Genomic DNA, 12,420 nt, shown 5'->3' with positions numbered 1-12,420 from the left:
AAAGCCCCGGTCGAAATTTCGGCCGGGGCTTTCTGTTACTGGGGTAGCGCAACTTGCGCCTGATGTAGTGGTAAATGGGGATACTTCTGCTGAAACACTAAATCCAGCGTGAATTTCTCGTCCAGAAAACGCGGGTCGAACTCTTGGCTGAAGTCCCAGGTGCCCACATAGTGCAGTTGGCCGGGCATTACCGTAAAGATGTAGCGCGTCCGTTCCAGTGTCTGACTGTTGCGGTGTTTACGAACGGATTCAACGCTCGATTGTATGCCCCCGGCAAACTCGTACGTAATGAGGGCGTAACGGCCGGCCGGCAGCGCATAGCAGAATGGGTTTTCGCGGCGGGAGCGGACAATGGGCTTCACATTCAGCCGAAAGTACTGCTGCGTGTTGAGGTTGACGACGCGCACGTACTGGCCCAAGCCACCACTACTGAAACCCAGCCGCTGTACGCAACTGCCATACAGAATTCCCTTGTCGGGAGGCAATTCTTTTTTGCTGTTTCCCCAGGTGGCAGAAGGCAATACAAGCAGCGGGCCGGGATGCTCATCCAGCGAATCCGGCAGCATCTTTACCAGCTCTAATTCCTGTTCCTGACGCTGAACCTGGATCTGGGCCTGGGCATACGTGTGTTGCGTTACCAAGCCTCCCCACATGAGCAGGGCTATTCGAAAAACTCTGAATAAAAGCATGACCAATAGGGGCTTTTGCGGGGCACTACTGCGCCTGGTACTTGCTTTTGATGAAGCCGGGCATATCCTGGCCGTAGTCTTCGGTTTTGGTGGCCTCTGTTTTCCAAAGTGCCTCTACCAGTAGCAGTAGCAGCGCTGTTTCCTTATCGGGGTTGGGGTATTCGAGTTGCTCGAAGGCCTGCCGGAGCCGCGTGGGTAGCGGGCGCATAAACCGCTCGTGCTGCTGGCGCGCCATCTCCGAATCGGCCAGGCGGTACTGCAGCTTCCAGAAGTACGGCTCGTCGCGCACCAGCTTAAAGGGCAGCTCGATAACGCTGTGGATGAAGGTGAGCGGGTCGGGCTCGGTGAGGCCGCCGCGGTTGGCCTCGATAATGCGCTTGTAGCCGCTACGGATAACGAACTCCAGCAGCAGGTCTTTGGAGCCGAAGTGTTTGAAAATCAGTGCTTCTGATACGCCGGCCTCGCGGGCAATAAGCTGGGTGGAGCTATTATCGAAGCCTCGTTCCCCAAAAAGCCGCAGGGCCACGTCGGCAATGTGCTGTTTGCGATTGGTCATGGCAGTAGGGGAGAGTAGACGGACCGGAGCCCGGTAGCAATTGAACCCGCAAGTACGGGCGCAAAAGCCCAAAACCGGCGCAGCCGCCGCAAAATAAGTAACTCCCAGATAAGCCCAAAAAGAAGCCGGCCGATTCGGGGGTTCCGAATCGGCCGGCTGCGTTTGTTCCGAAAGCCTGCGAGCGGCAGCGCCGGGGCAGAGCCGCGCGGCTTTTCGAAGAAGGCCGGATGTGGGTGGGAGTACATCCGGGTAATCGGGGTGGGGAATTGGCTTACGGTGCCTAGTGGGAGTCAGCAGCTGTTAGCGAGAGCAAACTTACGCAATCATTTCGAAAACCAGTAAGTGTTAGCTCACTTTATTGGGGTGAGCAAACACTTACCAGGCTGGTGAGGGTGGTAAGCCACTGAGGGGCGAACTGTTAACGCGAAGTGCAAAATTTTGGCCAGTACACCTAATTGCCTTTTTGCGGCGCACTGAGGCGGCTACCATTCCGGAATCGTACCACCTTATCCCGAATCTCGGCCAGCCCCAGGTTGTGCACGCTACCCAGGTGAGTGGTCTGGAATTCGCGGTGCGGCTGGTAAGAACCATCTTCCACGGCCCGGCCCACCTGCTTGTACGCCTCGCGGAACGGCACGCCGGCCTGAATAAGCTGGTTGATGTTCTCGACCGAAAACACGGCGTCGTACTTGGCCTGATTCAACAAATTGGGTTTGATGCGCAGTTCGGGTAGGGCAAACAGCACGATGTCGAGGATGTCGAGCAGCTGCGTCATCGGCTCGAAGAGAATTTCCTTGAGCAGCTGAAAGTCGCGGTGGTAGCCGCTGGGCAGGCCGGCGGCGGCCAGCAGCAGCGTGTTGGGCAGCGCCTGCAGCACCTGGCAGCGCCCCCGAATCAGCTCGAACACGTCGGGGTTTTTCTTGTGGGGCATGATGCTGGAGCCGGTGGTAAAGGCGGCCGGCAGCTCCACGAAGGCCAAGTCCTGGGAGTTGTAGAGTACCAAATCGTAGGCCATTTTGGCCAGCGTGGCGGCCATGCCGGCCAGCGCGAAGGCGAGGGTGCGCTCGGTTTTGCCGCGCAGCATTTGGGCCCCCACGCTGCTCACGGCCAAGTTGCCGAAACCCATTTCCCGGGTTGTCATCTGGCGGTCGATGGGGAAGGAGGAACCGAAGCCCGCGCCCGAACCCAACGGGTTCTGGTCGGCCACGACGTAGGCGGCTTCGAACAACGAAAGGTCGAGCAGCAGGTGTTCGGCGTAGGCTGAAAACCAGAGTCCGAACGAGCTGGGCATGGCCGCCTGGAAGTGCGTGTAGCCCGGCATCAGGTCGGTTTGGTGGGCTTCGGCCTTGGTCAGCAGCACCTCCACCAGCTCCAGCGTGCGGCTGGCGGTGCGGCGGCAGTAGTCCCGGATGAACAGCTGCAGGGCCGTAAGCACCTGGTCGTTGCGCGAGCGGGCGGTATGGATTTTCTTGCCCGCGTCGCCGAACTTCTCGGTCAGGTAAGCTTCGATTTTGGAGTGCACGTCTTCGTACTCGGGCTCGATGACGAAGGTGCCGGCTTCCAGCTGCTGCTCCAACTCGCCCAAGCCCTGCTGGAGTTGCGTGTTTTCGGCCGCCGAAATCAGGCCCGCCGCCGCCAGCATATTGGCTTGGGCGCGCGAGGCCTGCACATCAAACGGCGCCAAGTACAGGTCCAGCTCCCGGTCGCGGCCCACGGTAAACTGTTCAATTTTCTTATCGACGGCAATGCCCTTATCCCAGATTTTCATATGTTATCAAGCTTTTAGCTGACAGCTATTAGCTGTTAGCTTTCGTTTTTAGGAAAGGAGGCAGAATACTTTAGATGACCGCCCAGACTGTTTTCTCGCAGAGGTTCGCGGAGGTATCCACAGAGGCAAAAGGAGGTCTGGTGGCTTACTGAGGATGATTTGAAGAACGAAGCTGACAGCTAGTAGCTGTTAGCTAACAGCTCCAAACCACTCAGCAGCTCTACATAGCCGCGCACGCCTTCCCGGATTTCGCTGAGCAGGATGTACTCGTCGGGGGTGTGGGAGCGGGCCGAGTCGCCGGGACCGATTTTGACGGTGGTGAAAGGCATCATGCTCTGGTCGGAGAGCGTGACCGAGCCGAAGGTACGGCGGCCCAGCGCCAGCCCGCGCTGCACCAGCGGGTGGTGGGGGGCAATGCGCGAGGAGTTGAGGTGGGTGGAGCGCGGCACCACCTCGGAGCCAATCAGCCCACGCACGATGTCCACAACTTCCTGATTGGTGTACAACTCGTTGGTGCGCACATCGACTACGAAAGTGCAACGGTCGGGCACTACGTTGTGCTGGGTGCCGGCCTGGAGTTGGGTAACCGTCAGCTTCACCGGCCCGAGTAGGTCCGAAACCCGCTCAAACTGAAAGTTGCGCAGCCGCTGAATGTCGTCGAGGGCTTTGTAGAGGGCGTTTTTGCCTTCTTCGCGGGCGGCGTGGCCGGTGCGGCCGTGGGCGGTGCAATCGAATACCATGAGGCCTTTTTCAGCTACGGCGAGGTGCATTTGGGTTGGCTCGCCCACGATGCCCAGGGCAATTTCGGGTAGCAGCGGCAGCAGCCGGCGGATGCCTTCGGGGCCCGAAATTTCTTCTTCGGCCGTAATGGCGCAGATGAGGTTAAAAGTGGGCGGGTGCTCCTCGAAATACAGAAATGCCGCCAGCAAACTCACGGCTGCCGCGCCTGCGTCGTTGCTACCGAGGCCGGTGAGTTTATCGCCCTCCACCAGCGCCCCGAACGGGTCGGTGGTCCAACTGGTGCCGGGCTGCACGGTGTCGTGGTGGGAGTTGAGCAGCACGGTGGGCCGGGCGGGGGCGTAGTGCCGGCTCACGGCCCACACGTTGTGGGCGTTGCGCTCGGGCCGGGCTCCATGAAAGGTCAGGAAACGCACAATATGCGCTGCCGTCTGGTCTTCCTGCCGCGAGAAGGAAGGTGTCTGAATCAGCTGAATCAGCAGCTGAATGGCGTCGTCGGTGAGCTGGGTCAGCAGCGGCTCGTCTAGCTCCGGCATAGCACAGTTTTTACGGGTTCGTTGATGCGGAGCGCGTTTTCAATTACCACGCGCTCCACGCCGGCTTCCAGCGCCGCGAAGGCGTTGTCGAGCTTGGGTACCATGCCGGCGGCTACTGCGCCAGCGGCTTTCAGCTGGGCATACTCGGCGGCCGTCAGGCGCTCAATCACCGAGCTTTCGTCGTTGATATCGGCCAGCACGCCATTCTTCTCGAAGCAGAAATGCAGCTCCACGGCGCGGCGTGCAGCCAGGGCCACGGCCACGGCGCTGGCGATGGTGTCGGCGTTGGTGTTGAGCAGCTGGCCGTGGCCGTCGTGGGTGATGGCGCAGAGCACAGGCAGCAGACCGGCGCGTAGCAGCAGCTCCAGCAGGCTGGTATTCACCGCATCCGCCGGCAGGTCGCCCACGAAACCGTAGTCGATGGCACCCACCGGCCGGCGTACGGCCCGGATGGCGTTGCCATCGGCCCCCGAGAGGCCCAACGCATTGGCACCCGCGGCCTGTAGCCCAGCCACGAGCTGTTTGTTGGTTTTGCCGGCGTAGAACATCGTCACGATGTCGAGCGTGGCCGCATCGGTGATGCGGCGGCCCTGCACCAGTTGGGGCTGCTGGCCGAGTTGCGTAAGCAGCTGGCTGGCCCCGCGGCCGCCGCCATGCACCAGCAGTCGGGGGCCGGGCACCTTGGCCAGCTCGGCTACAAAGCGGCTCAGCTGGGCTGGCTCATCGAGAATAGCACCGCCGATTTTAAAGATTTTCAGGGTTTCAGCCATAACACGAATACGGGGAAAAGGGGCGGGGAGGGGGCCGGAAATACCCTGTACGGGGCCGGTCAGCCGGGACCAGCGAATCTTTTTGCGGCCGACGCGGCAAAGTTTCCAAAAAAAAACATTTACGTTTGCAACGCTTTTCGGCTTTAAACCATTTTAAAATCCTGAAGGCCCTACCTGCCGCCCTGCGGCACCTGCATATGATTCACCTCTCTACTACTGCGCTTCTGCGACGACCAAATCTGGTCGTGCGAATTATGCCAGCTTAAGCTGGCCGCACTAGTATTCCCGTGTTCTTCGTCGCCGAAGAGCCGGTTCGGGGCCTGCCCATCGGCCCGCCCCCGAGAACTTTCCCGAATCACCTGTTCCTAGTCCGAGTGTAAGCTTCCGCGTGTTTTTTCCGGCCCGGTGCCGGAATGTCCCGCTCTTCCGGTTCGCCGCTACCGAGCCCGCCGCCCAAGCGTTGCGGCCGGTTGTTGTTGGCGCCTGCCCCACCCGCTGGGTCCGCGCCGCCTGCCTGCCTTTCGTGTCTTCACTCCTGCTGCCCCGTCGGGCAGCTAACCGACCCTCCGTCATGTTGCTCCGAGTCGCCGAAGCTGCCGATGCGCAGTACGCCGAAACCCTATGTCAGTGGTATGCCGAATCGGCCCGTCAGCGGGGCGTGGGTATTGCCAAACGCGACCCTAACTATCTGATTAAAAAGATGGGAAAAGGGGATTCCGTTATTGCCTTCATCGAGGGCGAGCTGGCTGGTTTCTGCTATATCGAAACCTTTGAAGACGCCAAATTTGTCGTCAATTCCGGACTGATTGTCAATACGGAGCTGCGCAAGGAGGGACTGGGACGCGCCATCAAGGAGTGCGTGTTCGAGCTTTCGCGCACCAAGTATCCGGCGGCCAAAATCTTCGGTATCACAACCAGCGCGGCCGTAATGAAGATCAACAGCGAGCTGGGCTACCGGCCTGTTACCTTCCCCGAGCTTACCCAGAGCGAGGATTTCTGGAAGGGCTGCGCGAGCTGCAAAAACTACCCCATCCTGCAGGAAAACGAGCGTAAAATGTGCCTCTGCACCGGCATGGTGTACGATAAGCTCCAAGACCGTTTCAGCCAGCAATCCATCGAAATTCTGAGCCAGGAAGGGTAGAACGTGCCATGCTGAGCGCAGCGGAGCGGAGTCGAAGCATCTCTACCGCTTCGTTACAGTAGTAGCCCAACGAAGCGGTAGAGATGCTTCAACTACGGCTGCGCCTTCGCTCAGCATGACACGGTACTGCTCCTCGCTCTCACTTTCTAACACCATCAACTCATGAAAAAGAAGGTAGTTTTAGCTTATAGCGGCGGCCTCGACACGTCGTTCTGCGCAGTGTACCTGACCCGCGAGCTGGGTCTGGAGGTCCACACGGTTATCGTCAACTCCGGCGGGTTTTCTCCAGAGGAGCTGGCCGCCATTGAGAAGCGCGCTTATGAGCTGGGCTCCTCGCAGCACGAAGTAATCGACGTTACCCAGCGCTTTTACCAAGACTGTCTGCGCTACCTGATTTTCGGCAACATCCTCAAAAACGACACTTATCCGCTGAGCGTGAGTGCCGAGCGCATGTTCCAGAGCCTGGCGCTGGCCGAATACGCCCGCGAGCACAAGGCCGATTACATTGCCCACGGCAGCACCGGAGCCGGCAACGACCAGGTGCGCTTCGATGTCGCCTTCTCGGTCATTGCGCCCAATACGGAAATCATCACGCCGATTCGGGATTTGAAACTGAGCCGCCAGGCCGAAATCGACTTCCTGAACCAGCACGGCTTCGAGATGAGCTGGGAGAAGGCCAAGTACTCCATTAATAAGGGCATCTGGGGCACCAGTGTGGGCGGCGTCGAAACCCTGACCTCGCACCAGGCCCTGCCCGAATCGGCCTACCCGACCCAGCTAACCGCCACGGAGCCGACCCAGGTGGAAATCACCTTCGAGCAGGGTGAGCCGGTGGCCCTGAACGGCGAAACCATAGACCCAGTGGCCCTTATTCAGCAACTCAACGAGCTGGCCGGTACTTATGCCATCGGCCGCGATACCCACGTGGGCGACACGATTCTGGGCATCAAGGGCCGCGTGGGTTTCGAAGCCCCCGCCCCGCTGATTCTGCTGAAAGCGCACCACCTGCTGGAAAAGCACACCTCCAGCCGGTGGCAGCTGCTACACAAGGACTACGTGGCCAACTGGTACGGCACGCTGCTGCACGAGGCCCAGTACCTCGACCCGGTGATGCGCGACTTCGAGGCCTTCCTCACGTCGTCGCAGGAGCGGGTATCGGGCAAAGTGTTCGTTACGTTGCTGCCCTACCGGTTCGAGTTACAGGGCGTGGAGTCGAAGTTCGATATGATGCAGTCGAAGGTGGCCACTTATGGCGAGGAGAACAACGCTTGGGACGGCCGCGACGCCCAGGGCTTCATCAAGATTTTCAGCAACCAGCTGAAGATTCACGGCTCATTTAACCCCTCCCCAACCCCTCCCCAACCCCTCCCCAAAAGGGAGGGGCTTAGGTTAGCATCTCATGAGTATGAATAACGAAACAATAACGTCTGGCACCCCTCCCTTTTGGGGAGGGGACGGGGGAGGGGTCAAAGCTGGCATCGTCGGCGGGGCCGGCTACACGGCCGGCGAGCTGCTGCGGATTCTGCTGCACCACGAGTTCGTGGAGCTAGGCGGCATTGTGAGTTCGTCGAACGCAGGCAACCCGGTACACCAGGTGCACGACGATTTGGTGGGCGAAACCGACCTGGTTTTCGCCTCCGAGCTGGCTGGCGACGAGGACGTGGTGTTTCTGTGCTTGGGCCACGGCAACTCGAAGGCATGGCTGGCGAAGAACCCGCTGCCCGAAAGCACTGCCATTATCGACCTAAGCAACGATTTTCGCCTGACGGCTGATGCCGAGTTTGCCGGCCGCGAGTTCGTGTACGGCCTACCGGAGCTGAACCGCAGCCGCATCCAGCAGGCGCAAAGCATTGCCAATCCCGGCTGCTTCGCCACGGCCATCCAGCTGGCGCTGCTGCCGCTGGCCCAGACCGGCCGGCTCACCGACGACATCCACGTGTCGGCCATTACGGGCTCGACCGGCGCGGGCCAGGGCCTGTCGGAAACGGTGCATTTCTCGTGGCGCACCAACAACGTGTCCATCTACAAGCCCTTCACGCACCAGCACCTCGGCGAAATCGGCGAGAGTCTGGCGCAGCTGCAGCCGAAATCAGCAGCTGAGATTCACTTCATCCCCTACCGCGGCAATTTTGCGCGGGGCATTTTCGCCAGCGTCTACACGCCCTCGGATTTGACGCAGGATGAGGCGCGGGAGTTGTACCGGAAGTTCTACGCCGATGCGCCATTCACCACAGTTTCGGACAAGGAAATTCATTTGAAGCAGGTAGTGAATACCAATAAGTGTCTGCTGCATGTGCAGAAGCAGGGCAAGCAATTATTAATTACCTCGGTGATTGACAATTTGGTGAAAGGCGCGTCGGGCCAGGCCGTGCAGAATATGAACCTGCTGTTTGGCCTGCCAGAAACGACGGGATTAATGAGTAAGGCTTCGTTTTTTTAAGATAACAGAACGTCATGCTGAGCTTGTCGAAGCATCTCTACCGAACGAGAATTCATGTCTGCAACCGGAAATATTGCCATCAATCGAATAGTTAATTCTGACTTCGTTGTTCAGCATTTCGGGTATTGGCCAACTTTTCATGATGCCACACTTGAAAGAATGAATTTTGGGATTCGCTCTTTCGAAAGCACGATTACGTTCCTAATTGAAACAGCTGAATTTACAAACGAGCTTGATGAGCAAGAACAATACAAGCAGTTTAAGCCCTGTATCATAGAACTGGAATTTCAAAATGTGAAAGATACATTCCTCACATTCGACCATGTTCCGGTTCTTTTTGCTGTTGACTTTGAAGAAATCGGTGATGCAATATATTATTCGTTTTCTTCTTCTGCTGGCTCGCATACCATAGTAGCCGAACAAGTAACAGTGCTAAGCTTGACCCCAACGAAGCAGTAGAGATGCTTCGCTTCGCTCAGCATGACGTTCTTCTTTTAAATACTATTTGACGCCATAAATACATGGACCTCTTCAACGTTTACCCGCTCGTCAACATCACGCCTGCCAAAGCCCTGGGCGCGAAACTCTGGGATGATAAGGGCCAAGAGTACCTGGATTTCTACGGCGGCCACGCCGTGATTTCCATCGGCCACAGCCACCCACACTACGTGCAGCGCCTTACAGAACAGTTGCAAGACATCGGCTTCTACTCCAACTCGGTGCAGATTCCGATTCAGCGCGAGCTGGCCGAGAAGCTGGGCCGGGTATCAGGCTACGAGGATTACATGCTTTTTCTATGCAACTCGGGGGCCGAGGCCAACGAGAATGCGCTGAAGCTGGCTTCGTTTCATACCGGCAAAAAGCGGGTGGTGGCGTTCAGAGGTGCGTTTCACGGTCGCACCAGCGGCACGGTGGCGGCCACCGACAACCCGAAAATCGTGGCCCCCTTCAACGCGGGCCACGCCGTGAGCTTCGTGGAGTACGACCTGGAGGCCGTGCTGGCCGTGCTGCACGGCGGCGACGTGTGCGCCGTTATCGTGGAGCCGATTCAGGGCGTGGGCGGTATCATCAGGCCATCCGACGAGTTCATGCGCCACCTGGCGCTGCTCTGTTGGGCCAACGACGTGCTCCTGATTGCCGATGAGGTGCAGAGCGGCTACGGCCGCAGCGGCAAGTTCTTCGCCCATCAGCACGCCGGTCTGCGGCCCGATATTATTTCCGTAGCCAAGGGAATGGGCAACGGCTTCCCCATCGGCGGCATCCTGATATCCCCCAAGCTGCAAGCCTCCTACGGCCTGCTGGGCACCACGTTCGGCGGCAACCACCTGGCCTGCGCCGCCGCCCTGGCCGTGCTCGAAGTCATCGAGGATGAGGGGTTGTTAGCTCATGCCACCGAAATAGGCGACTACCTGCGCAAGGAATTGGAAGCCCACGCCGGGGCCGTAGAAATTCGCGGCCGTGGCCTGATGGTGGGCATCAAATACGACTTCCCCATCAAGGAAATTCGCGACAAGCTGCTCACTGAGCACCACATTTTCGTGGGCAACGCCTCCGACCCCACGGTGCTCCGGCTGCTGCCGCCGCTGAACATCACACGGGCCGAAGTTGACCGGTTCCTGGAGGCGCTGTATGCGCTGGTGCCCCAGGAAGTTCGCACGGTGTAGAGACGCATACTTGCGTCTCGTCGTTGAACGGCCCACGCCCGAACGACCCGGTTTACCACAACGTCAGTAACGACTGAGACGCGAATACGCATCTCTACACCCAACGACATGAATCAAACAGTAACCCTAACCCTCTCCGACGGCACCACGATAGAAGGCGAATCCTTCGGGGCCTTCACTTCCGCCGCCGGCGAAGTCGTGTTCAGCACGGCCATGACCGGCTACCCCGAAAACCTCACCGATGCCTCCTTCGCCGGCCAGCTACTGGTGCTCACCACCCCCATGGTGGGCAACTACGGCGTGCCCGGCGAGGAGCTGTACGAGTCGATTTCGACCATTTTCGAGTCCGACAAAATCCACATTGCCGGGCTCGTGGTGAACTACTACTCCGAGGAGCACAGCCACTGGAACGCCGCCAAAAGCCTCGGCGACTGGCTCAAGGAGTACAATATCCCCGGCATCTGCGGCGTCGATACCCGGATGCTTACCAAGAAGCTGCGTGAGGAAGGCGCGATGCTGGGCAAAATCGTGGCCCAGGACGACGTGCCCTTCCACGACCCCAACCTCGACAACTTGGTGGCGCAGGTGAGCCCGGCCGGCGTGCAGCACTACGGCAACGGCCAGCACAAAATCGTGCTCGTGGACTGCGGCACCAAAACCAACATCATCCGCTGCTTTTTGGAGCGCGACGTGGAGCTGATTCGCGTACCCTGGGACTACGATTTCACGACCCTCGACTACGACGGCCTGTTCCTGAGCAACGGCCCCGGCGACCCCAAAATGTGCGAGGCCACCATCCGGCACCTGCAAACCGCCCTGGCCCAGGACCGGCCCATTTTCGGCATCTGCCTGGGCTCCCAGCTCATGGGCCTGGCGGCGGGCGGCGACACGTTCAAGCTCAAATACGGCCACCGCAGCCACAACCAACCCGTGAAGCTCACCGGCACCCAGCGCTGCTACATCACCAGCCAAAACCACGGCTTCGCGGTGGATACCGCCACGCTCCCCGCCGAGTGGCAGATGCTGTTCGAGAACCTGAACGACGGCACCTGCGAAGGCATCAAGCACACGTCCAAGCCGTTCTTCTCCACCCAGTTCCACCCCGAAGCCGCCGGCGGCCCACAGGATACAGAGTTTCTGTTTGATGACTTTTTGGCGGCGGTGGTGGCGTATAAGAACGGCAAGTAGAACGAAGGAAAAAGAACGTCATGCTGAGCGGAGCGTAGCGAAGTCGAAGCATCTCTACCGCTTCGTTTGCATCAATCCAAACGGGGAGGCACTATCAAGTCTGAGTCTAATCATCCAATCCTATGGACGCGAAAAACATATTCATTTCCAGTCAGCACCGACTGAAGAATTTGGATTGGTCGGACTTGATTTATGTTGGCTTAGACCACGAAAAGGCGAATGAGTACAAAGCTGATATGGTGGCTGAATACGCTCACAAGTTGTTCGACGAATCAGAAGTGTATGTGATTATCGGCCGTCATGATTCTCATCTGTCAACTCTGGATGAAGCACTTAGTAAAGTGAACACTCTTCTAAAAGCGACCCATGTAATGCTATGCGATACCTCATTTACAAAGGCTATGAAATTCAACATGATTGGCGTTATGTCTTATGGTCAGAAACATAATTAATCTGACTGCAACGAAGCGGTAGAGCTGCTTCGGCTTCGCTCAGCATGACGTTCTAACATCACCCAGCATGTACGTCTACATCCTGACCAATCAAACTCAAACCGTTTTGTATATCGGCGTCACCAACGACCTCACGCGGCGACTTTATGAGCACAGTAGCGGCCGGGGCGACGCCGGGAAATTTACTGGACGATATCAGGCTGATTTGCTGGTGTATTTTGAAACAGCCCCCGATGCAACGCAGGCCATTGCGCGGGAAAAGCAATTGAAAGGCTGGAACCGCCGGAAGAAAGATGCGCTGATTAGCGCGTTTAATCCGACGTGGAAAGCCATTGATTTAGAGACTTGGGAAGGCTGAACCCTAACGAATTCAACGAAGCGGTAGAGGTGTTTCGACTCCGCTGCGCTCCGCTCAGCATGACGTTCTTTTTCGAACACATACGACCTAATGAACAAACCTAACAAAGTACTCATTCTC

At 58.2% G+C, this 12,420-nt stretch carries 13 protein-coding genes; 8 read left to right on the top strand and 5 right to left on the bottom strand.

Going from position 1 to position 12,420, the window contains the following annotated elements; translation table 11 throughout:
• Positions 1 to 35 precede the first annotated feature (35 nt).
• From HW554_RS16070 to argB, 5 genes are all read right to left on the bottom strand, one after another.
• Entirely contained in the window at positions 36 to 689 is a 654-nt protein-coding gene (locus HW554_RS16070) for a hypothetical protein (RefSeq protein ID WP_176909602.1), read from the bottom strand.
• Positions 690 to 714: 25 nt separating this feature from the next.
• Positions 715 to 1,245, bottom strand: coding sequence for a TetR/AcrR family transcriptional regulator (locus HW554_RS16065; protein ID WP_176909601.1), 531 nt, complete (start codon positions 1,243 to 1,245; stop codon positions 715 to 717).
• Between the two features lie 451 nt (positions 1,246 to 1,696).
• Positions 1,697 to 3,013 (bottom strand): argininosuccinate lyase, encoded by a 1,317-nt coding sequence (argH, locus tag HW554_RS16060; RefSeq protein ID WP_176909600.1) that lies wholly within the window; start codon positions 3,011 to 3,013, stop codon positions 1,697 to 1,699.
• Positions 3,014 to 3,192: 179 nt separating this feature from the next.
• Entirely contained in the window at positions 3,193 to 4,287 is a 1,095-nt protein-coding gene (locus HW554_RS16055) for a M20 family metallo-hydrolase (RefSeq protein WP_176909599.1), read from the bottom strand.
• Positions 4,275 to 5,057 (bottom strand): acetylglutamate kinase, encoded by a 783-nt coding sequence (gene argB, locus HW554_RS16050; RefSeq protein ID WP_176909598.1) that lies wholly within the window; start codon positions 5,055 to 5,057, stop codon positions 4,275 to 4,277. Before argB ends, HW554_RS16055 begins: the two co-directional genes overlap by 13 nt.
• A 571-nt stretch (positions 5,058 to 5,628) precedes the next feature.
• Here argB and HW554_RS16045 point away from each other — a divergent pair.
• The 8 genes from HW554_RS16045 (at position 5,629) to HW554_RS16010 (ending at position 12,300) form a co-directional block, all read left to right on the top strand.
• Entirely contained in the window at positions 5,629 to 6,198 is a 570-nt protein-coding gene (locus HW554_RS16045) for a GNAT family N-acetyltransferase (protein ID WP_176909597.1), read from the top strand.
• A gap of 162 nt (positions 6,199 to 6,360) precedes the next feature.
• Positions 6,361 to 7,611 (top strand): argininosuccinate synthase, encoded by a 1,251-nt coding sequence (gene argG, locus HW554_RS16040; RefSeq protein ID WP_246285349.1) that lies wholly within the window; start codon positions 6,361 to 6,363, stop codon positions 7,609 to 7,611.
• Entirely contained in the window at positions 7,604 to 8,638 is a 1,035-nt protein-coding gene (gene argC, locus HW554_RS16035) for an N-acetyl-gamma-glutamyl-phosphate reductase (protein WP_176909596.1), read from the top strand. Before argG ends, argC begins: the two co-directional genes overlap by 8 nt.
• 54 nt (positions 8,639 to 8,692) lie before the next feature.
• Positions 8,693 to 9,097, top strand: coding sequence for an Imm50 family immunity protein (locus HW554_RS16030; RefSeq protein WP_176909595.1), 405 nt, complete (start codon positions 8,693 to 8,695; stop codon positions 9,095 to 9,097).
• Positions 9,098 to 9,159: 62 nt separating this feature from the next.
• Positions 9,160 to 10,302 carry an aspartate aminotransferase family protein gene (locus HW554_RS16025; protein ID WP_176909594.1) on the top strand — a complete coding sequence of 381 codons (1,143 nt, stop codon included), beginning with the start codon at positions 9,160 to 9,162 and terminating at the stop codon, positions 10,300 to 10,302.
• 108 nt (positions 10,303 to 10,410) lie between these two features.
• Positions 10,411 to 11,490, top strand: coding sequence for a glutamine-hydrolyzing carbamoyl-phosphate synthase small subunit (gene carA / locus HW554_RS16020; RefSeq protein ID WP_176909593.1), 1,080 nt, complete (start codon positions 10,411 to 10,413; stop codon positions 11,488 to 11,490).
• Positions 11,491 to 11,612: 122 nt separating this feature from the next.
• A complete protein-coding gene (locus tag HW554_RS16015) occupies positions 11,613 to 11,942 on the top strand; it encodes a hypothetical protein (protein ID WP_176909592.1) in 330 nt (109 codons plus the stop codon).
• Positions 11,943 to 12,009: 67 nt separating this feature from the next.
• Positions 12,010 to 12,300: a GIY-YIG nuclease family protein gene (locus tag HW554_RS16010; RefSeq protein WP_176909591.1), complete on the top strand. Its 291-nt coding sequence runs from the start codon at positions 12,010 to 12,012 to the stop codon at positions 12,298 to 12,300.
• The last annotated feature ends 120 nt before the right edge of the window (positions 12,301 to 12,420 follow it).

This window comes from Hymenobacter lapidiphilus, assembly GCF_013377885.1.
Taxonomy (GTDB): Bacteria; Bacteroidota; Bacteroidia; order Cytophagales; family Hymenobacteraceae; genus Hymenobacter; species Hymenobacter lapidiphilus.
This window is presented reverse-complemented; position numbering and strand designations above follow the sequence as displayed.

Excerpts from the sequence above, each read along its gene's own strand:
- carA (WP_176909593.1), top strand. The coding sequence starts at position 10,411 with ATGAATCAAACAGTAACCCTAACCCTCTCCGACGGCACCACGATAGAA.
- HW554_RS16010 (WP_176909591.1), top strand. The coding sequence starts at position 12,010 with ATGTACGTCTACATCCTGACCAATCAAACTCAAACCGTTTTGTATATC.
- argG (WP_246285349.1), top strand. The coding sequence starts at position 6,361 with ATGAAAAAGAAGGTAGTTTTAGCTTATAGCGGCGGCCTCGACACGTCG.
- HW554_RS16030 (WP_176909595.1), top strand. The coding sequence starts at position 8,693 with ATGTCTGCAACCGGAAATATTGCCATCAATCGAATAGTTAATTCTGAC.
- argC (WP_176909596.1), top strand. The coding sequence starts at position 7,604 with ATGAATAACGAAACAATAACGTCTGGCACCCCTCCCTTTTGGGGAGGG.
- argH (WP_176909600.1), bottom strand. The coding sequence starts at position 3,013 with ATGAAAATCTGGGATAAGGGCATTGCCGTCGATAAGAAAATTGAACAG.
- argB (WP_176909598.1), bottom strand. The coding sequence starts at position 5,057 with ATGGCTGAAACCCTGAAAATCTTTAAAATCGGCGGTGCTATTCTCGAT.
- HW554_RS16015 (WP_176909592.1), top strand. The coding sequence starts at position 11,613 with ATGGACGCGAAAAACATATTCATTTCCAGTCAGCACCGACTGAAGAAT.
- HW554_RS16065 (WP_176909601.1), bottom strand. The coding sequence starts at position 1,245 with ATGACCAATCGCAAACAGCACATTGCCGACGTGGCCCTGCGGCTTTTT.
- HW554_RS16025 (WP_176909594.1), top strand. The coding sequence starts at position 9,160 with ATGGACCTCTTCAACGTTTACCCGCTCGTCAACATCACGCCTGCCAAA.
- HW554_RS16055 (WP_176909599.1), bottom strand. The coding sequence starts at position 4,287 with ATGCCGGAGCTAGACGAGCCGCTGCTGACCCAGCTCACCGACGACGCC.
- HW554_RS16070 (WP_176909602.1), bottom strand. The coding sequence starts at position 689 with ATGCTTTTATTCAGAGTTTTTCGAATAGCCCTGCTCATGTGGGGAGGC.
- HW554_RS16045 (WP_176909597.1), top strand. The coding sequence starts at position 5,629 with ATGTTGCTCCGAGTCGCCGAAGCTGCCGATGCGCAGTACGCCGAAACC.